20 protein-coding genes are annotated in these 20,743 nt (G+C 50.1%); 12 read left to right on the forward strand and 8 right to left on the reverse strand.

Annotated features, from left to right (window positions below; all coding sequences use genetic code 11):
• Nucleotides 1–221: 221 nt before the first annotated feature.
• From PRZ02_RS04380 to PRZ02_RS04405, 6 genes are read left to right on the forward strand one after another with little or no spacing between them, the layout of a single operon-like run.
• Nucleotides 222–1,220 carry an RsmD family RNA methyltransferase gene (locus tag PRZ02_RS04380; RefSeq protein WP_449464621.1) on the forward strand — a complete coding sequence of 333 codons (999 nt, stop codon included), beginning with the start codon at nt 222–224 and terminating at the stop codon, nt 1,218–1,220.
• Nucleotides 1,213–1,692, forward strand: a complete 480-nt coding sequence (locus PRZ02_RS04385; protein WP_449464857.1) for a DUF2250 domain-containing protein — start codon at nt 1,213–1,215, stop codon at nt 1,690–1,692. The genes PRZ02_RS04380 and PRZ02_RS04385 overlap by 8 nt, the downstream gene beginning before the upstream one ends.
• Nucleotides 1,665–2,639 (forward strand): ribonuclease Z, encoded by a 975-nt coding sequence (locus PRZ02_RS04390; protein ID WP_449464622.1) that lies wholly within the window; start codon nt 1,665–1,667, stop codon nt 2,637–2,639. The genes PRZ02_RS04385 and PRZ02_RS04390 overlap by 28 nt, the downstream gene beginning before the upstream one ends.
• Nucleotides 2,640–2,646: 7 nt before the next feature.
• Nucleotides 2,647–3,402, forward strand: coding sequence for a 16S rRNA (adenine(1518)-N(6)/adenine(1519)-N(6))-dimethyltransferase RsmA (rsmA, locus tag PRZ02_RS04395; RefSeq protein WP_449464623.1), 756 nt, complete (start codon nt 2,647–2,649; stop codon nt 3,400–3,402).
• Nucleotides 3,399–3,947 carry a HemK2/MTQ2 family protein methyltransferase gene (locus PRZ02_RS04400; RefSeq protein ID WP_449464624.1) on the forward strand — a complete coding sequence of 183 codons (549 nt, stop codon included), beginning with the start codon at nt 3,399–3,401 and terminating at the stop codon, nt 3,945–3,947. Before rsmA ends, PRZ02_RS04400 begins: the two co-directional genes overlap by 4 nt.
• Nucleotides 3,948–4,003: 56 nt before the next feature.
• Entirely contained in the window at nt 4,004–4,753 is a 750-nt protein-coding gene (locus tag PRZ02_RS04405) for an RNA methyltransferase (RefSeq protein WP_449464625.1), read from the forward strand.
• On the opposite strand, the gene PRZ02_RS04410 is transcribed toward PRZ02_RS04405, so the two are convergent.
• Complete coding sequence (locus PRZ02_RS04410; protein ID WP_449464626.1) at nt 4,732–5,520, reverse strand: radical SAM protein; 789 nt, start codon at nt 5,518–5,520, stop codon at nt 4,732–4,734. The genes PRZ02_RS04405 and PRZ02_RS04410 overlap by 22 nt on opposite strands.
• Nucleotides 5,507–6,160 (reverse strand): DUF4443 domain-containing protein, encoded by a 654-nt coding sequence (locus PRZ02_RS04415; protein ID WP_449464627.1) that lies wholly within the window; start codon nt 6,158–6,160, stop codon nt 5,507–5,509. The genes PRZ02_RS04410 and PRZ02_RS04415 overlap by 14 nt, the downstream gene beginning before the upstream one ends.
• Nucleotides 6,161–6,399: 239 nt before the next feature.
• Here PRZ02_RS04415 and map point away from each other — a divergent pair, with 239 nt between their 5' ends.
• Entirely contained in the window at nt 6,400–7,377 is a 978-nt protein-coding gene (gene map, locus PRZ02_RS04420) for a type II methionyl aminopeptidase (protein WP_449464628.1), read from the forward strand.
• Here map and PRZ02_RS04425 read toward each other — a convergent pair.
• A complete protein-coding gene (locus PRZ02_RS04425; protein ID WP_449464629.1) occupies nt 7,289–7,933 on the reverse strand; it encodes a hypothetical protein in 645 nt (214 codons plus the stop codon). The genes map and PRZ02_RS04425 overlap by 89 nt on opposite strands.
• 192 nt (nt 7,934–8,125) lie before the next feature.
• On the reverse strand, nt 8,126–8,548 hold the full coding sequence (locus tag PRZ02_RS04430) for an Lsm family RNA-binding protein (protein WP_449464630.1): 423 nt from the start codon (nt 8,546–8,548) through the stop codon (nt 8,126–8,128).
• Nucleotides 8,549–8,608: 60 nt separating this feature from the next.
• Between PRZ02_RS04430 and PRZ02_RS04435 the strand changes: the two genes are divergently transcribed.
• Nucleotides 8,609–8,944, forward strand: a complete 336-nt coding sequence (locus tag PRZ02_RS04435) for a hypothetical protein (protein WP_449464631.1) — start codon at nt 8,609–8,611, stop codon at nt 8,942–8,944.
• A 67-nt stretch (nt 8,945–9,011) separates the two neighbouring features.
• Here PRZ02_RS04435 and prs read toward each other — a convergent pair whose 3' ends face one another.
• The gene (gene prs / locus PRZ02_RS04440; protein ID WP_449464632.1) at nt 9,012–9,908 is read right to left on the reverse strand and encodes a ribose-phosphate diphosphokinase; all 897 of its coding nucleotides are present in this window, start codon (nt 9,906–9,908) and stop codon (nt 9,012–9,014) included.
• A gap of 9 nt (nt 9,909–9,917) precedes the next feature.
• Nucleotides 9,918–10,403: a ribosomal protein S18-alanine N-acetyltransferase gene (rimI, locus tag PRZ02_RS04445; protein WP_449464633.1), complete on the reverse strand. Its 486-nt coding sequence runs from the start codon at nt 10,401–10,403 to the stop codon at nt 9,918–9,920.
• Nucleotides 10,404–10,554: 151 nt separating this feature from the next.
• Here rimI and PRZ02_RS04450 point away from each other — a divergent pair, with 151 nt between their 5' ends.
• Nucleotides 10,555–12,975: a vitamin B12-dependent ribonucleotide reductase gene (locus PRZ02_RS04450; RefSeq protein ID WP_449464634.1), complete on the forward strand. Its 2,421-nt coding sequence runs from the start codon at nt 10,555–10,557 to the stop codon at nt 12,973–12,975.
• A gap of 349 nt (nt 12,976–13,324) precedes the next feature.
• Here the strand turns inward: PRZ02_RS04450 and PRZ02_RS04455 are convergent, their stop codons facing one another.
• Together PRZ02_RS04455 and PRZ02_RS04460 are read right to left on the reverse strand one after the other, a co-directional pair.
• Entirely contained in the window at nt 13,325–14,896 is a 1,572-nt protein-coding gene (locus PRZ02_RS04455; protein WP_449464635.1) for a GTP-binding protein, read from the reverse strand.
• 102 nt (nt 14,897–14,998) lie between these two features.
• Nucleotides 14,999–17,203 (reverse strand): elongation factor EF-2, encoded by a 2,205-nt coding sequence (locus PRZ02_RS04460; RefSeq protein ID WP_449464636.1) that lies wholly within the window; start codon nt 17,201–17,203, stop codon nt 14,999–15,001.
• Between the two features lie 214 nt (nt 17,204–17,417).
• Here PRZ02_RS04460 and PRZ02_RS04465 point away from each other — a divergent pair, with 214 nt between their 5' ends.
• The 3 genes from PRZ02_RS04465 to psmA all read left to right on the forward strand — a co-directional run bounded on the left by PRZ02_RS04465 (nt 17,418) and on the right by psmA (nt 20,737).
• Nucleotides 17,418–18,428, forward strand: coding sequence for a hypothetical protein (locus PRZ02_RS04465; protein ID WP_449464637.1), 1,011 nt, complete (start codon nt 17,418–17,420; stop codon nt 18,426–18,428).
• Nucleotides 18,429–18,498: 70 nt separating this feature from the next.
• Complete coding sequence (locus tag PRZ02_RS04470) at nt 18,499–19,959, forward strand: MFS transporter (protein WP_449464638.1); 1,461 nt, start codon at nt 18,499–18,501, stop codon at nt 19,957–19,959.
• 73 nt (nt 19,960–20,032) lie between these two features.
• Nucleotides 20,033–20,737: an archaeal proteasome endopeptidase complex subunit alpha gene (gene psmA, locus PRZ02_RS04475; RefSeq protein ID WP_449464858.1), complete on the forward strand. Its 705-nt coding sequence runs from the start codon at nt 20,033–20,035 to the stop codon at nt 20,735–20,737.
• Nucleotides 20,738–20,743: the final 6 nt, after the last annotated feature.

Genomic DNA, 20,743 nt, shown 5'->3' on the forward strand with positions numbered 1-20,743 from the left:
CGTGCTCGCAATATAAGTATTTTTGGGTGCTTTTCTTAAACCCTACTAGCGGTATAAGCACAGCAGAAGCCTCAACGCGGCCATAAGCTTGGTCCCTAATAATAGGTAAGAATCGTGGGCGCGAGCGCAAACGGGCAAGGGCTGTTTCACGACGACGCCCAATTGCTCTACAAACGCCAGAGAGGCCTTAATTGCCTCGCTTTCCTAGAAAGGCGGTGCATTTGGAAGGCGCGGCCTACATATGGGGCGGCAACGCGGAAATGGCCATAGGCGAGCTTGAGTCCATTTTATCAACTTACGATAGAGAAAGCCGCGTTGTTCGGGCAGAAGGAAGGCTCGTTTACGTAGAAGCAAGCGATGAGGCGCTTCGCAGGCTTAACGCGCGCGCCGCCTTTACCAGGTACTCGGGCAAGCTGGTAGGAGAGATCAGTAACAGGGGCCTTGGAGAGATCTCGCTATCCTTGAAGGACGTGGACCTAAGCGCCTTCAAAGTTATCGATGAAACTGGTATGGGCCTTGAGCGCCGGATTGGAGAGGCCGTAGTCAAGGGATATGGAGGAAAGGTTAACCTAGACAGACCCATCAATTTGATCGTTGCAGCTAAATCGGAGGACAAAGTCGTTCTTATTGTCGCCGAGATGCCACCTGAAAAGGGATTTTGGGAGAGAAGAAAGAAAAGAGTGTATTTTGAGATAAGCGCACTTGCCCCTCAGCTCGCTCGCTTCATGGTCAATCTTGCCATGGTAAAGGAAGGCTCGCTTTTTCTTGATCCCTTTGCTGGCTCCATGAGTATTCCAATCGAGGCAGCGTCGCTGGGCGCCTATGCCGTGGGAGGGGAGATAGATGCCGTTTCGGCCACGGGTGGCTTTGAAAACATGAACAACTTGTTCGCCGCCGGCTGGGATGTGCTGGTGGCCGATGCCGTTCATCCTCCTTTTAAGGACGGTACGTTTGATTCCATAGCAACCGATCCTCCTTTCGGAAGGCTGAAGAGGGCCTTCGGAGATAAGGGATCTTATGTGGATTTTCTGTCGACATTCATGCTCGAGGCCAGCAGGTTGCTAGTTCCTTTCGGGGGTCTGGCCTTCTTGCTGCCTCAAGGAGTTGACCAAGGGTCCTTGCCTTGGAAGGAGGCGGGTTTAAAACCGCTCAGGTTTATACCTATGCGTGCCCATAAGTCATTTACGAGGTATGCAGTGAGGGCGATTAAAACTGGATGAGAGGCAAGCTTCGGTATCGCTCTTAAGCGACCAGCGCTTGCTGGCAATAGCGCTTCACCTGGAAGCCGCTGGCATTGACTATCCCTATTCGATAGCAAAAAGAAACGGCATGCCCATGGAGGTCGTTGAGGAGTTGGTTGCACAAATGGTCTCTATGGGCCTCGTGGAGCGCAGCGGATCATCATCCGTGAAGAAGAGCGATGACGTGTTCAAGAAGTCGAACGAGGTGCATAAACACCACACCTACTTTGCTCTTACGGAGCTCGGAGAAAAAACGTTGAGGGAGGTAAAGTTAAGGGCAAGGGCCGTATCGCGCGGAGTGAGCCAAAAGGACATAAGGGTCGCGCTGAAGTCTGGAATTAACGGTAACCACCTTGAGAAGCTAGGAATATTGGTTCGCAAGAATCGTGGAATGGCCCTGACGCCCTTTGGTGAGCTCGTGATGTGGTATTCAAGAAATGGTGGAGACTAATGGCCATAAGGATAAAGTTTCTGGGAACTGCCTCTGGTACCCCGATTTCCGGCCTGTTTCCGGCTTCCGCCTTACTTGAGGATAACGGCAAGAAGTTGCTCATAGACTGTGGTGAAGGAATACAGTACCAGCTTTTCAGGAGTGGTGTGGGGTTAAGGGGACTGGAGGCGGTCTTGATAACACACATGCACGGTGATCACGTGCTAGGGCTCCCCGGATTCCTGATGACTCTCTCGCTTCTAAGATGGGATGGAAAGCTCGTTATATATGGGCCCAAGGAGCTTGAGGGATTCGTGACCTTCACATTGAAGATCACGCGCTCTGGTCTTGACGTTCTTGAAAGGACGGAGTTTAAGGAGCTCGACTCCGCTGGAACTTTCTCGGTTGGAGATATGATGGTAACCCCCTTTCCCGTGAGACACAGAATAAGGGCTTTCGGAGCGGTCATAGAGGAAAGGAGCAAGCCCGGCAGGTTTAATGTGGATAGGGCAAGGAAGCTTGGAATTCCAAGAGGTCCCCTTTGGGGAGAGCTTCAGAGGGGGAGAAGCGTAGCGATCAATGGAGTTGAATTTAAGCCGGAGCAGGTATTGGGACCACCGAGAAGGGGCGCGAAGGTGGTGTACACAGGAGATAGCGCTCCATCTGACAGCATAATCGAAAGGGCACAGGGAGCTGACTGCCTAATTCACGACGCGGCCTTCCCCAAAGGAGATGAGGAAGAAGCACACGCCTTCGGTCATTCTACATGGGGTGACGCGGTTCAGGCCGCGAGGACGGCTGGAGTAAGAAGCCTAATCTTATTTAACTTCGGTGGAAAGGCCGTAAGCAATATATCGAAGATAGGATCAGAAGCAAGAAAGGAATTTCAAGAAACTTACGTGGCGAACGACCTGTGGGAGTGCGTTGTTAAGGCAGAAGAAACACCGAGCTTAAGATCCGATGGGTGAGAATTTGATGAGATCAGGGCAAAACTTCCTGATAGGCCAGGAATACGTTGAAATGGAGTTAGAGGCCCTTAACCTGGGCGGCGATGAAACGGTACTCGAAATAGGCAGCGGAGATGGACGCATAACTAGGCTCATCGCGGAAAGGGCCAGACGCGTTATAGCCATAGAAAAAGACGAGGTGCTGATGGCCGTGGCAAAGGCTAGCCCCAGCCCAAATGTGGAGTGGGTCCTCGGCGACGCCCTGCACTTGGACTTTCCTAACGTCGATCTGGTTTTTTCTAACGTCCCATATTATATATCATCCCCACTGGTCCTTAAGCTCCTTAAATGGGGAAAGTTCAAGCGCGCAATTTTAAGCCTTCAAAAGGAGTTTGCTGCCAGGCTTACTTCGCCGCCTGGAAGCAGGGACTACGGTAGGATCTCGGTTATTTTTCAGCTCTTGGCAGATGGTCGCCCGCTTTTTGACATACCACCATGGGCCTTCGATCCGAAGCCAAAGGTGTGGTCAACTGTAATCGAGGTTAAGCCGGAGCCAAAGCTGGCATCTGACGAGTTGCCGCAGCTGGAAAAGTTCACGGCAGCGCTTTTCTCTCAGAGAAACAGGCTGCTCCCTAAGTCGCTTTGTAAGCTCGGTCTTTGCGACAGCCAAAGGGAGGCGATATCGATGATAGGTGATCTGGACTTGGCCAAAAAACGCGTGCGCGAGCTAACCCCGAGCGAGATCTTGTCGCTTTCCTCTAAATTCTATGGGCGTTTGAGTTGATATACGAGCCTTCCGATGACACGTACCTACTAATGGACTCACTGCCAAACGACACTAAGGGCATGGCCGTCCTTGAGGTGGGCACCGGATCGGGCATCATAGCGGAGGAAATCGTGAAAAGGGGGGCGCCGTTCGTTCTGGCCACCGACGTCAGTTTCGAAGCCGCTCTTTCGGCTAAGTCAAGAGGGCTTGAGGTCGTAGTTGCCGATCTGCTATCTGCTTTAAGCGATAGGGCCGTCTTTGACCTGGTGCTTTTTAATCCTCCCTACCTACCCTCAAGCCCTAGGTCGAACTCGGAGGCTTGGACGGGCGGAATCGGAGGTTGGGAGCTCTCCTTTAAGTTTCTTGCTCAAGCAAAATATCACATAAAGCCCAATGGAAAGATACTCATGGTGCTATCTTCGCTGACTTCGGAGCGGATTCTCAAGGCCTGCGCCGATCTCGGCTTTGCCTTTGAGCGGCGCGCGTGCAGGGACTTCTTTTACGAGAGTCTTTGTGTCTACGAGTTTCGCGAGCAGCGCCAGGGCATCCCAAAGCTCTTATAATGCGACCTATGGGTTTGATTGTTTGCAGCCTTAAAAGTGAGAATCTGGTGATTGAGATGAACTCTCTGAGCAATGTTTACGTGATACTGGTTCAACCCACGGGAGAGTTTAACGTGGGACTTGCGGCCCGCGCATCGGCTAACTTTGGGGTGGCTGGATTGCGCATCGTAAACGCACCGCTGGGTGTTAGTTCATCATCTCTGAGGTATTCTTCCGGAGGGAGGGAGCTGCTCCAAAACGCCCCCCTCTACAGGACGCTGGATGAAGCAATTCAAGACTTAGACTACGCAATAGCCACAACTGCTAGGACAGGAGGAAAGAGAAACGTGCTAAGGGAAACGTACAGGCCCTCATCTATATTGCCGTACATAAACAGCGGTAAAAAAGTAGGTCTTGTGTTTGGGAGGGAGGACCGTGGTCTCACAAATGAGGAGCTTGTTAAGTGCGATTTCGCAGTTACTATAGAGGCTTATGAGGGATATCCTGTTCTGAACCTATCCCATGCGGTTGCAGTTTTGCTTCATTATCTGTTCATAAGCGCAAGCCAAAGCACGCCTAAGAGGCATCCGGCTTTGGGCCCCCTAAGGGCAGCCTTTATGGATCAATTCTCAAAACTTATGAAGAACTCGGGTTACCCTGAGAGAAAGTGGGATGAGACCTGGCTTACCATGAGGCGCGTTTTAGTTCGCGCGGATCCTGATGAGTGGGAGCTGGCGCTTTTGACTGGAGCGCTTAGGGCAGCCAATAGGGCCCTAAGCGGTGACATAGGGGAAGCGGCCGAAGATCACCAGCTCGAGAAAGGATGAGTAAGGGCCATGCTGTTTTTGCTGGTAAACTCCTTTACCTTTTTTAGTACGCGAATGTAGGCCGAATCGTAATCGAGGTCTGTGGGCGTGCCTAGCGCAGAGGCGATTTTTTCTTGGAGGCCAGGCCTTAACCGCATCCTATCAACACTGACCTCTCTAACTCCGGCCTCTTTGAGTAATGTCAAAAGCTCGCCTATATCAGCGTCTGTCCATCCAGGAAAAACTGGGCCTATGAACGCAAACGTATGAAGCCCGGCGTCTGAAAGTTTCTTCATTGCCTTTATCCTTGAGGATACGCTTGGGGCGCTTGGTTCCAGAGATTCCTTGTACTTTCCATCGAGGCCTAACACCGTGAAGCCAACCTGAACGCCTTCTTTATGTGTTGATAAAATGTCAAGATCCCTTATCACGAGAGGCGACTTTGTTTGAATTACAACTCTCATCCCGGAAGAAAGAAGCGATGAGATAGTGGCCCTGGTAAGGTTGTACTTGCCCTCTATGGATTGGTAGGGATCCGTCAGCGATGATAGGAAAAATATCGACCCAGTTTTTATTTTGCGCCCTAATAGCTCTCTTGCAAGAATTGGCTTTAGGTTTATCTTAGCTTTAACTTTTCTCTCCCAATCCGCGTTGTGCGTTAAAAAAGGAACGTAGCAGTAAGCGCACTGGTGTTGGCATCCTATGTATGGATTTACGGTAAAATCACCTAAAGACGACTTCGATATACAGGTTGAGCAGCGTACTTCTTCGAAATTAACGTGATTCATTAACGAGCCCCATCACCGCCTCGATTGCGGCGAGTTTGGCCTTAACTGGGCTTTCAGCGCCGCATACAAGTATTAGTTCCCCCCTCTTGGCTCCCATCTTCAAGAGGGTTTCGTGGTCGCTGGGAGAGACGTCCTTTAACTTGACCCCGTCTGGCGGTATGATCAGATCATCTGAGAACTCTAAGGTAGTCATACCGGTTGCGTTCATGCGCACTGCCAGATCTCTAAGGGCCAAAGGGTCAACGTGACCTAAAGCTTGTGAGTTTATGAAGAGCGCCGCGTTGTATGGCCCCATTTTCAGGTAGTTAGTTTCAAGTGGTTTTATGTCGATTATGAGATTATGTACTGCAGATACAACTGCTTTTCCCTTCTCAGTTAGCTCGTTACCCGATTTTCTTACCTCGATTAGGCCCGCTTCCTTCAGCACCCTTACAAGGGTCTTTACCGAGCCGCCACCCAGCTCCAGCGAGGAGGCGAGCTTTTCTCTGCTCATGGGGCCGCAGGCCTCGAGCTCCAGCAGTGCGGCAACTATTTGCGAGCAACCAAATTCCCTCGGCGGTCCCAGCCTCTTGTTTGCAAGCCTCCTTATCTCAGCTAGCGCGGACGCGTGAGAAAAGCCCTGTTCCTTGCTGTCTTCCATAGTATTTTTTAAAAAGCAATATATAAGTTGTGATGTGCAACTTAGAAAAATCGAATACCTTTAGGAAGTAATTATCATCGGAAACAAGGAGTGCAAGCCAAGCCTTAAACCCAACCCCCGAAACAACCCCTAAGTACCGCGGGCAGGTGCGTTTAGGTGTGGTCATTTATATGTTAGATTCTTAGAGGGGCCCTCAGCCGTATAAGCTACGCTCTAATTTTGTCTTGAGGTAATTACCAATGGATGATGATACTCTCGAAGGCTACATGAAGGCTGGCCAAGCGCTGGCGAGGACCCGGGAGAAAGTCAAGCAATGGGTGAAGCCTGGCGTTAAGTTCACGGACATAGTTAAGCTGGTTGAGGACGACTTCATAGCCAGTGGAGTTCTTCCGTCATTTCCAACAAATGTGGATGTCAACGAAGTAGCGGCCCACTATACGCCCACCATAGGAGAGGAGACCACAATACCTGAGGACTCGGTAGTCAAGATAGACTTGGGTACCCACTACAACGGTCTTATAGCTGATTCTGCTGTAACGGTCTCGCTTTCGGATAAGTACGATGACTTGGTGTACGCGGCTGAGGAAGCTCTGGAGGAAGCCCTTAAGGTAGTTGCACCAGGCGTTCCAATCACCGAGGTCGGCAAGAGGGTGGAAAGGGTGCTTAAGAACTACAACTATCAGGCGGTCTCAAACCTCACTGGTCATTCGATAGAGTATTTTGAGCTTCACGGTGACGTGAGCATTCCTAACGTCCAGGTAAACTGGGATTTGGGAAAATTCGAGGAAGGCAAGGTTTATGCCATAGAGCCCTTCGTTACTTTTGAAGGACGGCCCTCAAAAGTTGTGGATTGGAAGCCCGGAGGCATATACATAGTTAACAAGCTCAGGAACGTTAAGGATCCCAAAGCGAAGTCGCTTTTCGATGAGATAAATAGGAGGTTTAGAACCTTGCCATTTGCTGAGAGGTGGCTGCAGGACTTTATGCCTAGTGACGAACTCCATTTGAACATGGAAAAACTAGTGAAGCTCAAAGCCCTTTACGAGTACCCTGCGCTGATAGAAGTAGGAGGCCGGCCCGTATCCCAGGCTGAGCACACTTTTGTGGTCACGAGAGACGGGGCATTGGTTACAACGCAGCGAGTTTGCTCCTGTTCGCTGAGTCAGCGCGTATCCATATGGCCCAAACCAACTCAAGTCTTGTTATGCCGAGGGTAGAAGACACCTCGTCAATGGCCCTCATGATGTCGCTTGGAGTATCAAGCCTGCTCGGATAGTAAGCGGATAGGAATTTCCTGACGCTTCTGTCTGGTATTGGCACGTCGAGGCCCAGCTGTCCCCTGAGGTATTGGATCGAGAACACGCCAAGTCCCTTTGTTTTAGAGAAGGGGTCGTCTCTGCGAAAGGGATCTGCGTTGCGAGCCCATTTGATCAGCTTTTCTCTCTCAGAATGCTCATCGCGTGAGGAGAAGCGATTTATCGCTGACAGCATTATCAGCGCGCATCTATCGGATACACAGTACCAACTCCTTTGCAGGAAAAGGTTATGCGATGAGCTCAGTGTGAGGCCATCCAGCAGCTCTCTTTCAAAGCGCCTAACCCTTGGCTCAACAAAGGAGAAATAGCTGAAACCTGTTGACGTGAGTGCTGTGTCGAGAATTATTAAGAGCGATTTCCCACCCCATCTCTTTCCTTCAAAACACGCAGTGGCATAGCTTCTTGCTTCCGGCAAGTAGGGGGCTATCGCGTTGCGAAGGGCTTCGAAATTTTCCATAATCCTTTGCGCTCGTGGTTTTTTAACTCGGTGATGGCCAGGAAGCGGAATTCCCATCGCTTCTTGAGGGTAGAGCGCTTCACTAGCGCCTAAGTTATTCCTCTGCAAGAGGTCTCGGATTAAGCTCTCTGTCATGTTCGATAAAACCTATGGCGCTCGCTCTCTGGTTTGCAAATAAAAAACCTTCAAACCTCATTGTGCCTGGCTCCTCAAAAAGTCCTCATAGATTTTCTTTACCTTCTCGGCTGTGGGCCCAGCTCCTGAGACACCCCTATTGGTTACCCTAACCCTATCTGCAACTATGATTAAGGAAGCGGACTCATCGATCTTTACCATTCTCGGAAACGTTTTTTCAAGGATCTCTGCCAAGGCGCGAAGGTCCACGCTCTTCTCTTCAACCACTATGTGCTCGATTATGGATCCTGGAATGAAAACCACCGGCATAGCCTCTCCGCCTTGTAGCGTCGCGTCCTCAAGATAAACGTGAAGGTGGTCTGGGTCGATTGATCTCAGGGTGCCCTCGAATTGCTTTCCGGTTGTCGTGATGATCTTGACTTTGCGGTCCTGAAACCCCATTACATCAGATGCAAATTTATGAGTTGTTATGAAGCTCATGTCATTCACCTTAAGGTTTATAGCCCATGCTTATAAGGGATTATCCTTAGGAAAATTAGGTTGAAATTTGATTTTATTGTAAGGCAGGTCGGCGATAACGTAGAAGGTATTAAAAAGGTTACCTTGGAGGGAAAGGAAGGCCTGGTCTACATGGATGATCCCGTTAAGCTCTTTTCATTAGATCCCGGGGAAAGCGTGCAGCTTCTCATTAACGAAGGAGAGGAGGGCTTCTTCTCGGCCTCTTACTTGCCAGTCTACGCTAAAGATGTGGGAAACGGAAAGAGTTACCTGTACTCGGCCTACGGGTTGCTTATAAGATTTGACGGCAACTTCACCCTTCCAAACGAAACCATAAAGGTAACCCTCATTAGGGGTACAGCGGCTAAGCGCGGCTAATACCTTAACGTTAAATGCTTTAATCGAAAATCGTTGGATAACCCGAGGCTTAACCTTCAGACCTAACCTACTGGTTAAATGCCTCCCTCTTAAAGAGCGGCGCTAAGTGAACCTTTGAAACGGGCGACGGTATGGAGTCGCTGCAAACCACGTCAGAAACACCAAGTGCGCGAATTCTGTTAAGAGAATCGTTAGCGAAGATGCCGTGAGTGCATCCCACAAATATCCTTGAGGGTTCTTCTTCTTCGAGCATTTTGAGGGCGTTTATTACGGTTTCTCCGGTGCTTATCTCATCATCTATGACTATGACGTCCTTGCCCTTTGCGCCGATCTCTCTCTTCTTTGTGCGAACCTCGCCAGTGATCCAATCTCTCTCCTTGAGGTATCCCGTGTAGCAGGACGATCCAGCTCCCTCGGCTGCCTCCCTCGCCCTCGCGAGGTACTTCCCTTCAAGAGATTTGGTGCCGGGCACCAGAATTATGGGGTCGTAAAGGTTGTATCTACTGCGAAGGTATTCACCTATGGCCCTGGCCGTCATGATGTTATGCGCCCTCACAGGCATAATCGGTATGAGGTCAGGATTGTGGTAATCAGCTATGTAAAGCTCGTCAAGGCCGGCGTTTCCCAATGCCCTCACTACCGCTAAAGCGCTTACTGCCTCACCCTCCCTTTGTACGCGGTCCTGCCTTCCGTAGGCCAGGTAGGGTATAAAGGCCTTGATCCTTTTGGCGCCGGCATGCTCTGCGGCGTCAACGGCCAGAAAAAGCTCAAACAATCTGTCGTTTGGATTTGGATAGCTTGTGCCTACAATGATCACGTCATCGCCCTTTACATCCTCGGTTAGCCTTACGTAAACTTCTTGGTTAGGAAATACCTTTTTTTCCACGGGTATGAGATGAGAGCTCAGCAGGTATGCCAGCTCTTGCGCGAAGGACGAATTACTCCTTAGATCGAAGATTTTCATAGTGGGCACCTAAAGGTGTGCCACCATAATATAAGCGTCTTCGCCGTCGGAGTAGTAGTTCGCGTTGACGTCCTTTATCTCGTAAGAGAGCTTCTTGTAAAGGGCTATGGCCTCATCGTTATTAACCCTGACTTCGAGATAAATCTCGGTCGCTCCGTATTCCTTAGCTCCTTCGTGAGCTTTCTTCATAAGGGCCGTTCCTATGCCCCTCCTCCTGTACTGGGGCAACACAGCAAGAGATATTATGTGAGCTTTTGTAACCCATTTCATCCCATAGAATGAAAATCCCTTCTCAACGCGGGTCATTACATAGCCGACTATCTTTCCATCCATCTCAGCTACAATGAACGCCTTGGGAAAGTTGATCAGGTGTTCCACGAAGAACGAGCGCGGGTAATTTTCTGGCAGGCAAATCTCATTTATCTTTATTACCTGATCTAGATCTTCTGGCCTGCAGCTTCTGAGGACGACCGGGGATTGTTCTGTCAATTCCACTAAAACACCATATTATGAATATACGTTTTGCGTGTGCTTGAAAGGCCAGTTGGATAGCTAGCTTTAAGGCAGCTTTCTAAAGTTTATGTGAAAGCGTTGGCTTGCCGATGTCCCATAAACATATAAATTTTGGCAAGGTATACCAGTTGCTATGGAAGAGGCGGTCACGCTAACCGAAACGGCGAGAAAAATTCTTGAAGCCCGTTACTTGATCAAGGACGAGAAGGGCAATGTTGTAGAAACCCCCGAGGGGATGTTCAGGCGCGTCGCGGAAACGGTAGCGAGCGCCGAAAGGGCTTACGGCAAAAGCGAGGAAGAGATAAGGGAGCTCAGCGCGAGATACTACGCGATGATGGCGAGGCTTGATTTTGTCCCAAACTCGCCCACGCTTATGAACGCGGGCACGCCACTAGGCCAGCTATCGGCGTGTTTCGTGCTTCCTGTCCCTGACTCGATAGATGGCATATTTGATGCCCTCAAAAATACCGCCATAATTCACAAGAGCGGCGGTGGTACCGGTTTTTCCTTTTCAAGGATAAGGCCAAAGAACGACATAGTGAAGAGCACAATGGGCGTCGCTAGCGGGCCAGTCTCGTTCATGAAGATTTTTGACGCTGCCACCGAGCAGATAAAGCAAGGGGGCAGAAGAAGGGGCGCCAACATGGGCATACTGAGGGTTGATCACCCGGATATCGAGGAGTTCATAACCTGCAAGGCGGATATGAAGACGCTTCAAAACTTCAACATAAGCGTTGGAGCAACGGAGGAGTTCATGAAGGCATTGAAAAACGACACCACGTACAAGCTGATCAATCCGCGCAACGGGCAGGTAACATCGGAGGTGAGTGCCAAGAAGATATTTCAGGAGATATGTCAGCAAGCGTGGACAACTGGGGATCCTGGTATGGTGTTCCTGGATCGCATAAATCAATACAATCCGACACCCCAACTTGGTGAAATAGAGAGTACAAATCCGTGCGGCGAGCAGCCACTTCTGCCTTACGAGTCATGCAACCTCGGTAGCATAAACCTAGGGCATTTTGTTAAGGGCTATCCGCAGTCTCCCAAAATCGATTGGGAAGGTCTCGCGGAGACGGTTAAGCTGGCCACGCGCTTTCTCGACGACGTCATAGATGCCAACGCCTTTCCGTTAAAAGAGATAGAACGGATGACCAAGGCCAATAGGAAGACTGGGCTGGGGGTTATGGGATGGGCTGATATGCTTATAATGCTTGGCATACCATATGACTCTGAGGAAGGGCTAAATGTAGCTTCGCAGGTGGCGGAGTTCATCAATTACCATTCAAAGCTAGAAAGCATAGAGCTAGCTAAGGAACGTGGTAGCTTCCCCGCCTTCAAGGGAAGCATATACGACTCCGAGCAACCTACGTTGCCATTCTCTGGCAGGCTTTTCGGTAAGAACGTTGACTTGAACAGGCCACCTTTGGATTGGCAATCGGTGAAGGAGGGAATAAGGAAGTATGGGTTGAGAAACGCTGATACCATAACCATAGCCCCTACAGGTACGATATCCATGATAGCAGGAGCGTCTTCAGGCATAGAGCCGCTTTTCGCGGTGGCCTACGTGAAAAAAGTGAGCGTCGGCGAGTTTCCAGAGGTGAACCCTCTTTTCCAGGAAGTTGCAAAACGCCTTGACTTCTATTCAGATGATCTCATGATGAAGGTGTCAAGAGCTGGTAAGCTTGAGGGCATAAACGAGGTCCCGGACGAGGTCAAGAGGTTATTCAAGACCGCGCTCGAAATAGATGTTCATTATCACGTGGCCATGCAGGCCGCATGGCAGGCCTTTGTCGACAACGCGGTTAGTAAGACTATAAATATGAGGAACTCCGCAACCGTTGACGAGGTCGCTAAGGCTTACCTCGAAGCGTACGAGCTCGGATGCAAGGGGATAACGATTTACAGAGATGGTAGCAGGAGCGTCCAGGTGCTTTACACGGGTTCAACTGCCGAGCAAAAGAACGAGCAAAAGAAGGAGGTGACAAAGGAGGCAGGAGGAATTTTGCCTGAAGCCCGCCCGTCAGTCCTTTCTGGCATGACCATCAAGATGAAGACCGATTCTGGTAACCTTTATGTGACTATCAACGAGAAGGACGGCAGGATGTTTGAGGTCTTCACAACTTTGGGAAAGAGCGGGGCGGCCATAGCGGCCTTCACGGAGGCCATAGGTCGGCTAATATCATTATCCCTGAGGATAGGGGCGGATCCCAACGCCATAATAAAGGAGCTGGTGGGAATCAGGGGAGGAGAGCCGGTCTGGCAAGAGGGGGAAAAGATTCTCTCGGTTCCAGACGCTATTGGCAAGGCCCTAAGCAAGTACATGGAGTTAAAGTCCGGTAAGGTGGAGTCCCAAAAGCCGCTTGTTTCGCTGTCGCTCGAAAAACATCAGGAAGGTCGCGAAGGACCCGAAGATGACTCCTGGGGATACGGTAATCCAACGTGCCCGGAGTGCGGAAGCCCCTTGATAGTGTCTGAGGGATGCATGACGTGCCCGGTTTGTGGATGGAGCAAGTGCGAACGAAGCCGTACCGATCCCGGGCAGCGTTTCTAAACTAAGGCGCGCCGCTTTTGCATTAATTAGGCACCTATTTGGTTTGTCTTTATTACGGGCACCTTCCGCTAAGATGCGGGATATGGAAAGGATGCAGTTCAATGCGTTCGGAGATGTTCGCTAAAAGCCAAGCTCGACTTGCGGTACAGGAGAAGATATCCTCTTCGAGCTGCGACCACGTCACGAAATCAAACGAAAGCGATTGGTGCTCTAGCTGGGTTTAATCTGTGATTCAAACGCGGTCCAGTGACTTAACGAGAAGTGTGGCTCGGCTGCGCAACCCTAAGGGAGGTTAAGGCGGCCACGCTATTTGAGGCCCCCAAAGTCCTCACGTAACGACGGGCGTAATCTACTGAATAAGAGATAATACCATGCCAAGGCCGCGAGCCCTTCCCTCTCTGAATATGAATGTATCGCCAACTTTCACAAATTCCGGCCTTTGTGTGAAGATCATTTCGACCTGGTCTACGTCACCGCTTCTAAGCGCCTCTTTGCTCATTTTGGTTATCCTAGCTGCTTGTCTTATGGTGTGTATGTGTACCACCGGAGTGTAGCCCACCCTTATGGTCGTCGGGTGGTGCAAAACCCTTATCCTAGCTATAAATCCTTTGCTGGCCTTTGGCGACAGCGATGGGTCAGCAAGTATCATGCCCTTTCTGACTTCCGCGTAGTCGACTCCGGTTAATGCAAAAGCGGCATCGCTTCCAGCGCAAACCTCGCTTGCAAACACCCGATTTGTCTGTATGGATTTGACTCTTACCTTTCTGAAGGAGCCATCTGCGAAGGGGCCTATTTCAAGCAAGGTCTCGCTCTTGACCTTTCCCTGCTCAACTAAGCCGCTTACAACCAAGCCAACCCCTGTAACGTTGAACTTTTCGTCAATATAGGCCATGAAGGGATAGTTATCCCTTTCAACCCACTTGATTCTGGGTGGGATTAATTCGAGGAACTCCTTTATCAAATCGATGCCCCTTCCATCGACATTCGAAACCATGAATATGGGGACCACTCTGGCGTATGGCATGTTTTTGGCGGCTATTACCACATCTCCCTTTGTTTTGACTAGGAAGGGAATCTTGCTTACGCCCGGTAATTTCAAATAGCGCTCGACTTCCGCGAGCGTCCTCTGTGTGATTTCCGCTGGCGACAAGTCTATCTTAGTTACGACGCAGAAAACCGGCAGGTTAAGGGCAAGCGCGATGCCAAGGTGTTCCTTGAACGTGCCAACCGTTCCGGCGTTGGCCGCGACTATTATCGCGGCGTAGTCTGGCGAGTGCCCCATTATTCCAGCCAACGTGGTCTTTATGTACCGCTCGTGCCCAGCTAAGTCTATTATAAAGACCATCTTTCTGGACTTGAGGAAGATTTCGGCTTCGTCGTAATGAGGTAGGGTCTCGTTAACGGCCCTTCCCTGTTCATCAAAACCAAGGGCGTGAACCGCAACGGAAGACGTCCTTCTGCTCTTTATTTCGTGAAGGTAACGCGCAACTTTTTCCATGGCTTTTCCGTTTCCGTTATCTAGCTCATTAGATATTAGAACTCCCTTGAGAGTGGACTTTCCAGCGTCAACGTTTCCGAGGAATGCAACGTTTACTGATGTGGGTTCTTCCCCTTTTTTCTTTCTAGTTACGTGAAGCTCTAGCACGTCGCCCTTGCTTCCTCTCTCAGAGTTGACCACGCGAAAATCTGCGCCTATGAAATCGCAGAGGCTCCTCATGTTTGCAAGGCTTTCCTCAAGCTCGGCCTGCGGAAGCCCGATTGGCTGGCCGTCGTCCGATAGGCCGAGCTCGTAAAACGCCTCACCCCCTCCCTCGTTGAGGCGATAAAGCATTTGCGTGGCCAGCTCAAGAAACCTGTCGTGATCAAGAGGAGAGATCTTTAGTTTGTACTCTATGTTTCCGCTATCGCTCTCTTGTTGCATTCCCTTAATCCCCATAATATAGGAAGCCTTAACTCTTTCTATGCGAACGTCTGACGGCCAATTACAAGTTAAAAAAGCATACTAAAATCGCGAGGTTAACGCTCATGCCTCTATGTAGTCCTCTGGTTTTGGAAGGACCTGGGGCAGCCCTTTGCGCGACCTTATCTTCATTATTAGGTCGTTAAGCAAAGCCGGTGGCACTGGCGCCCAATGGCTGAACTGGGCTCCCCAGAGCGCCTTTCCTGCAGTCGCGCTCCTTATCTCGTTGCTGAGATCGAAGGACTCGGCTACAGGGATCTCAGCGATTATCTGCATGTTATTGCCCGACGCGGAGGGAATAACCTCAAGCACTCTTCCCCTCTTTTGGTTTATTATGCGGTTGAGAGGGGCCATGTACTCTGTAGATACCCTTATGTCGACCTTCTGCCAAGGCTCAAGGAGTGTTGGGTTAGCACTTAGGAATGCTGCCATAACGGCATTCTTTATTGCCGGCATTACCTGAGCAGGTCCCCTATGAGCTGGGTCTTCGTGTATCAACGCATCGACCAGGACGGCCTTGACGCCCCTCATGGGCTCCTGCGCAAGTGGCCCCGCCTCAGTGCTCCAAAGAAATGCCTGAATAATGGTCTCCTTGATCTCCCTGAGATGCTGTAACCCCTTGGTTCTATCAACAAATATGTTCATGCGTTCATCGATGGTCCATATGTTCCTTGCCTCGTCAGCATCCCAGCCAGCCTCTTCCCTTAGGATTTTTGCCCTTTCCCTGAAGTCTTGACTGTCGTAAACCTTGCCTTCCTGTATCAGCTGAAGGGTTTTTTCAGAAAGTGGTTCTACTGCTACGTAGAAGCGGTTGTGCTTATTGGGAGACTTACCCTCTGCCGGCCCGCCGTTTGCCTGAATGGATTCCCTGTAAACCACAAGTGGCGGGCTGGTAACCACGTCAAATCCCCTTTGCTGCAAGTCCCAGAGCGCGATCTCCAGGTGAAGCTGACCCATGCCGCTGAGCAGGTACTCACCAGTGTCTTCCCTCACCTTGACTTGCAGGTTCGGGTCCTCTATGCTCATCTTATGCAGCGTGTCTATGAACTTCGGTAGATCGCTAGTGCTCTTTGGCTCTATTGCCACGGTGACCACGGGCTCACTTATGTAAGCCATCTTCTCGAAGGATCCCTCTTTCTGGTAGTTTGGATCGATTGCCGTTTCACCAGCTCTGGCCTGCTCCAACCCCAGGAGGGCTACCATGTTTCCAGCTGGTATCTTGTCCGCGACCTCCCTGGTTTGACCCATAAATAAGCCAACCTGAAGGACGGTCTGCGTGGTACCGGCGTTAACAAGGTAAAGCTGATCTCCGGTTTTGACCGTGCCAGAGAACACCCTTCCGGTAGCCACAAGGCCTGCATGTGGGTCAACCACCACGTTGTTTACGGCTACAACCGTGGGCCCTTTCTCATCACATTCCAGAAGCGACTTAGTGAGCGGCGAATCAGAGCTGCCCTGCCAGATCTTTGGAATCCTGTACTTCTGGGCTTCAACGGGTGAGGGAAGGTGATCGACGACCATGTCGAGTATGGCCTCGTAAAGCGGGACCTTTTGAACTAGCTCATCGGGAGATCCTGTAGTGTAGGCCGTTACTACATCCGAGAACTTAACGCCTCTCTCCTTCGCCATGGGGAGCGTGAATCCCCATTTGTCCTTAGCGGCTCCAAACGCGACTTGCCCCTTGTTTGGGTTTACCTTCCATGCATCCTTGTACTCAGGGTCGGCATATTCCTCTATAAGCTTGTTGAAGTCCTGAATGATCTGCAGGAGCCTGTTCTGGACCTCCTGCGGCGATAGCCTTAGCTCCTTGACTAGCCTATCAAGCTTGTTTATGTATAAAACGGGTTTTACCTTTTCTTCAAGAGCCTGCCTTACCACGGTCTCGGTTTGCGTCATGACCCCTTCAACGCAGTCAACCACAACGACCGCCCCATCCATAACCCTTAAAGAGCGCGTGACCTTTCCGGTGAAGTCTACGTGGCCAGGAGTATCTATGAGGTTTATAACGTAACTTTTGCCGTTTCTCTCGTGCAGAAGGCTCACGTTTGCCGCCTTAACGGTCATCTGTCTCTTTTGCTCTATCTCTAAATAATCCATTGCCAAAGCCGTTCCGGCAACCTTGGGCGATATTATTCCAGCAGCCATAAGGAGGCTATCGCTCATGGTTGTTTTTCCGTGGTCTACATGCGCTATTACACCGATGTTTCTTATCTGCTCCTTATTTTCCATTAATTTTAATATTTCCTCAGTTTGTCTATATTTTGGCAACTTAACACGTAAACCGTTTAAGGAGCTTTAAGCTTTTTGAGATCAAGGGGCTTTGTCCATTTGAAGTGCGCGTTATTTTCGGCGAGGAATGCTTGGCGCTTTGGCAGGGTGCGCTAGAAGCGCTTGAACGTATGCTCAATGGTACCCGCAAAGCATATCCAATTAATAAGCGTTTCAGCACAATACTTTTAAACGCGTTAGAGCAGCAATATTCATGAAAATTAGCTTTAGCATAGGCTTCTTTGCACTTATAATAATATTCTTAGTTGGGTTCGGAGCGGGCTTTGGCGCTTATTATGCGATGTATTACAGGCCGCTTGATGCCTCTTATGAGCTGGAAAAGCGGATTAACCTATCCCTATCGGAGTTAGTAACTCAGTACAGCGAAAAAATCTCGCAGCTGAACCAAAATATTTCTAGGATAAACTCAAGTTACTATAATGCCATGCAATCACTCAACGCAGTCGAAGAGGAGAACCTGAGGCTTCAACAGCTAATATTAAAACAAGTTCAGACAAATCAAGCGCTTAGCAATTACTATGAATGGAAGGCGCTGGGATTGCCGTCCCTTCTTCAGGTGTGGTACTCGCGTGCTTTATCGTTGATGCCTCAAGGAGGCAGTTACGGCTATACGCAAAGCGCCCTTTCTTCGGCGGCTTTTCTAACGACCATTGACTGCGGCAATGCTGCCTGGGCGGCCAAATCAATGTCGTACTTAGGCCTTGGGAGTTACAGCTACGATTATGCCCTTTTCTCAAACATATCTCAATGGGCTGAGCCAACGCTCTCCGTATATGATAGGCAGGTACTTAACATACCCAGCGGAGATGAGCTTTATGCGGTATCCATGGTCCTTGATGCAACTTCCTCCATGACGTTTACGAACTCCACATCTGGAGCGCTTTTGTCCCCACTGCAAACACTCATATCTGGCGGAGGCAATCAGCTTGAAGCCTGCGAGCTTGCAGCCGCCTTGCTCAAACTCGAAAATATTAACGTTGCGATTGCGCTTTTGTCAAACAAGGTCAATTCAAGTCAGTTCCTGTTTGTTGTATTGATACAGCTTCCAAACCTAACCAACGTTTACTACTTCCCGAGCCTTTTGACCTATGGGTTAATGGGAGCGTCTTGGGGTTTAATTCAGCCGCAGCTTCCCTTGCGCGCGCAGAACAGCGCGAGCTGGGCGTCGTCGTGGTCAGTTGTAAGTGTTGAGGAGGTTCAGTAAGGATACGCCAACTCTCTCGTTTAGCAGATAACTCGCGAAATCTTAAAACGCTGCAACCCGGTTTTCTGTTATGTCAGTAAATTACTCGAGGCGCTGGACCGTAGTTTCGGTCACGACCTTGGGCACGCTGATGGCTGCTATAGACTCGACCATAGTTATTCTTGGAATACCGGTCATAATGCAGGCACTTCACGCCAACCTGATAGAAATGGCTTGGGTCATAATGGGGTACATCCTCATGAGTACCGCGCTGGTCCTGACCATAGGAAGGGTTGGAGATACGTTTGGGAGGATTAGGGTTTACGAGGCCGGTTTCCTCATCTTCGCGCTCGGCTCGGCTCTCTCGGGCCTTTCCACTAGCGGTTGGGAGATCGTCATATTCAGGTTTATCCAAGGCATAGGTGGAGCCATGATGGTAGGCAATTCGTGGGCACTTATATCGGAGGCTTTCCCGGAGAACGAAAGGGGAAAGGCTTTTGGCATAAACTCCATAGCTTGGGGCATTGGAGGCGTCGTCGCGCCAGTCCTTGGCGGTCTTATAATAACGTACTTGGGATGGAGATATATATTTTATGTGAACGTTCCAATCGGCATCTTTGCGGTGCTGTGGGCGCGCATAAGGTTGAGCGGATTTGTGGAAAGCAAAAGAAGGGAGAGCTTTGATGTAGCCGGGGCAGCGCTTTTCACGGCATTTGTGGCTCTTCTGCTAGTGGCCATAACCATGAGCATTGGCGTTGGGTGGGATGCCCTAAGCCTGACCGTCTTAACGTTATCGCTCATCGCGCTGGCCGCGTTCTTTGCAGCCGAAAAAAAGGTGAGCTCTCCAATATTTAAGTTCAGCCTGTTTTCAAACAGGGTTTACTTGGCATCGACTCTTGCATCCTTCCTTCAATCGCTTGCCATGTTTGCCATAATGTTTTTGGTTATATTTTACCTAGAAGCAGTAAAGGGCTACAGCGTGATTGAATCGTCAATCCTCCTTATACCAATGCCCCTGCTTTCGAGCCTTCTTGCGCCGTTTGGAGGACTTTTGTCAGATAGAATAGGCGCCAGATTACCTGCTACCATAGGGATACTGATACAGGGAATTGCTTTGTTTCTATTGTCAGAATTAACCGTACGCTCATCTTATCTCTTTGTCGCGTTGGGTTTGGCCGTAATGGGGATAGGAAGTGGTCTCTTTTTCTCACCAAACGCGAGCGCAGTGATGTCGTCGACCCCAAGGGGGTATTACGGTGTAGGGTCAGGTATGATGACCACGCTTAGGAATACTGGCCAAGTGATAAGCATAGCCTTGGCCCTTGCGGTTGCCGCTGGTTCGATGCCGGAATCTGCTGTTTTCGCACTTTTTCTGGGTACCAGCACGAACCTTAGCAGTTCAATTTTATCATCATTTGTTGGAGGTATGGATAACGCGTTCAGGCTTTCGATAGCACTGGCGCTTGTCGCAGCCGTTGCCTCTGCTGTCAGAGGGAAAGAGCTCAGGAGATCTCTTCAACAGGAGAAGGGTATTCGAATTGAGCTTGGCTAGGAAAGCTCCTAACAGAAAAGCATATTATCGACGGCGAGGTATTTTTGATAAGAATTTGTACTCCCCTGCATCGATGGGATATGATAGGGTTCCAACCACGTTCTCTCCCGATGGAAAGCTTTACCAAGTGGATTATGCCCTAGAGGCCGTGAAGAAGGGGTGGATAACCTTAGGAATAAAGGCCTCTGACGGCATAGTCTTGGCAGTGGAAAAGAAGAGGTATACGAGGCTTATCGATCCAGCTTATACAGAGAAGATCTTCAAGATCGACGATCACATAGGTGCGGTCTTTGCCGGCTTATCTCCCGATGCTCGTTTTCTCATAGACCAGGCCAGGGTCTACGGCCAGATTTACAAGCTAGTTTACGATGAGCCAGTGGATGTGGAAACCCTTACGAGGTACATCTGCGATATAATGCACGACTACACGCTTCATGGGGGAGCTCGCCCATTTGGAGTATCTCTTATGATAGGAGGTGTGTTCAGAGGGCAACCCAAGCTTTATGGCACCGATCCAGGGGGAGCTTACGCCGGTTACTTCGCTAACGCCATAGGATCTGGTTTCAGCACGGTCATGGATTACCTGGAGAAGAACTATGATGAAAAGGCGCTGCTTGACGATGCCATAGTGCTAGCCCTCAAGGCGATGGCCCCGGTCGTTGAGGGAGGCCTAGCTTCGGGGAACTTCGAGCTTGCGGTCGTGCCAGTTAAAACCGGCCTTTTCGAAAAGCTGAGCCAGGAAAAGGTAATGAGTTACGTGGAAAAAGCTAAAAGCTGAGCGTGG

This window comes from Tardisphaera saccharovorans (assembly GCF_046635845.1).
Taxonomy (GTDB): domain Archaea; phylum Thermoproteota; class Thermoprotei_A; order Marsarchaeales; family UBA168; genus UBA168.

Bases quoted from the DNA above. Each gene is read 5' to 3' on its own strand.
- psmA (WP_449464858.1), top strand. From the start codon at position 20,033: ATGGGATATGATAGGGTTCCAACCACGTTCTCTCCCGATGGAAAGCTT.
- PRZ02_RS04410 (WP_449464626.1), bottom strand. From the start codon at position 5,520: ATGAATCACGTTAATTTCGAAGAAGTACGCTGCTCAACCTGTATATCG.
- PRZ02_RS04405 (WP_449464625.1), top strand. From the start codon at position 4,004: ATGAACTCTCTGAGCAATGTTTACGTGATACTGGTTCAACCCACGGGA.
- PRZ02_RS04470 (WP_449464638.1), top strand. From the start codon at position 18,499: ATGTCAGTAAATTACTCGAGGCGCTGGACCGTAGTTTCGGTCACGACC.
- PRZ02_RS04415 (WP_449464627.1), bottom strand. From the start codon at position 6,160: ATGGAAGACAGCAAGGAACAGGGCTTTTCTCACGCGTCCGCGCTAGCT.
- map (WP_449464628.1), top strand. From the start codon at position 6,400: ATGGATGATGATACTCTCGAAGGCTACATGAAGGCTGGCCAAGCGCTG.
- PRZ02_RS04430 (WP_449464630.1), bottom strand. From the start codon at position 8,548: ATGAGCTTCATAACAACTCATAAATTTGCATCTGATGTAATGGGGTTT.
- PRZ02_RS04465 (WP_449464637.1), top strand. From the start codon at position 17,418: ATGAAAATTAGCTTTAGCATAGGCTTCTTTGCACTTATAATAATATTC.
- PRZ02_RS04450 (WP_449464634.1), top strand. From the start codon at position 10,555: ATGGAAGAGGCGGTCACGCTAACCGAAACGGCGAGAAAAATTCTTGAA.
- PRZ02_RS04455 (WP_449464635.1), bottom strand. From the start codon at position 14,896: ATGCAACAAGAGAGCGATAGCGGAAACATAGAGTACAAACTAAAGATC.
- rsmA (WP_449464623.1), top strand. From the start codon at position 2,647: ATGAGATCAGGGCAAAACTTCCTGATAGGCCAGGAATACGTTGAAATG.
- PRZ02_RS04425 (WP_449464629.1), bottom strand. From the start codon at position 7,933: ATGGAAAATTTCGAAGCCCTTCGCAACGCGATAGCCCCCTACTTGCCG.
- prs (WP_449464632.1), bottom strand. From the start codon at position 9,908: ATGAAAATCTTCGATCTAAGGAGTAATTCGTCCTTCGCGCAAGAGCTG.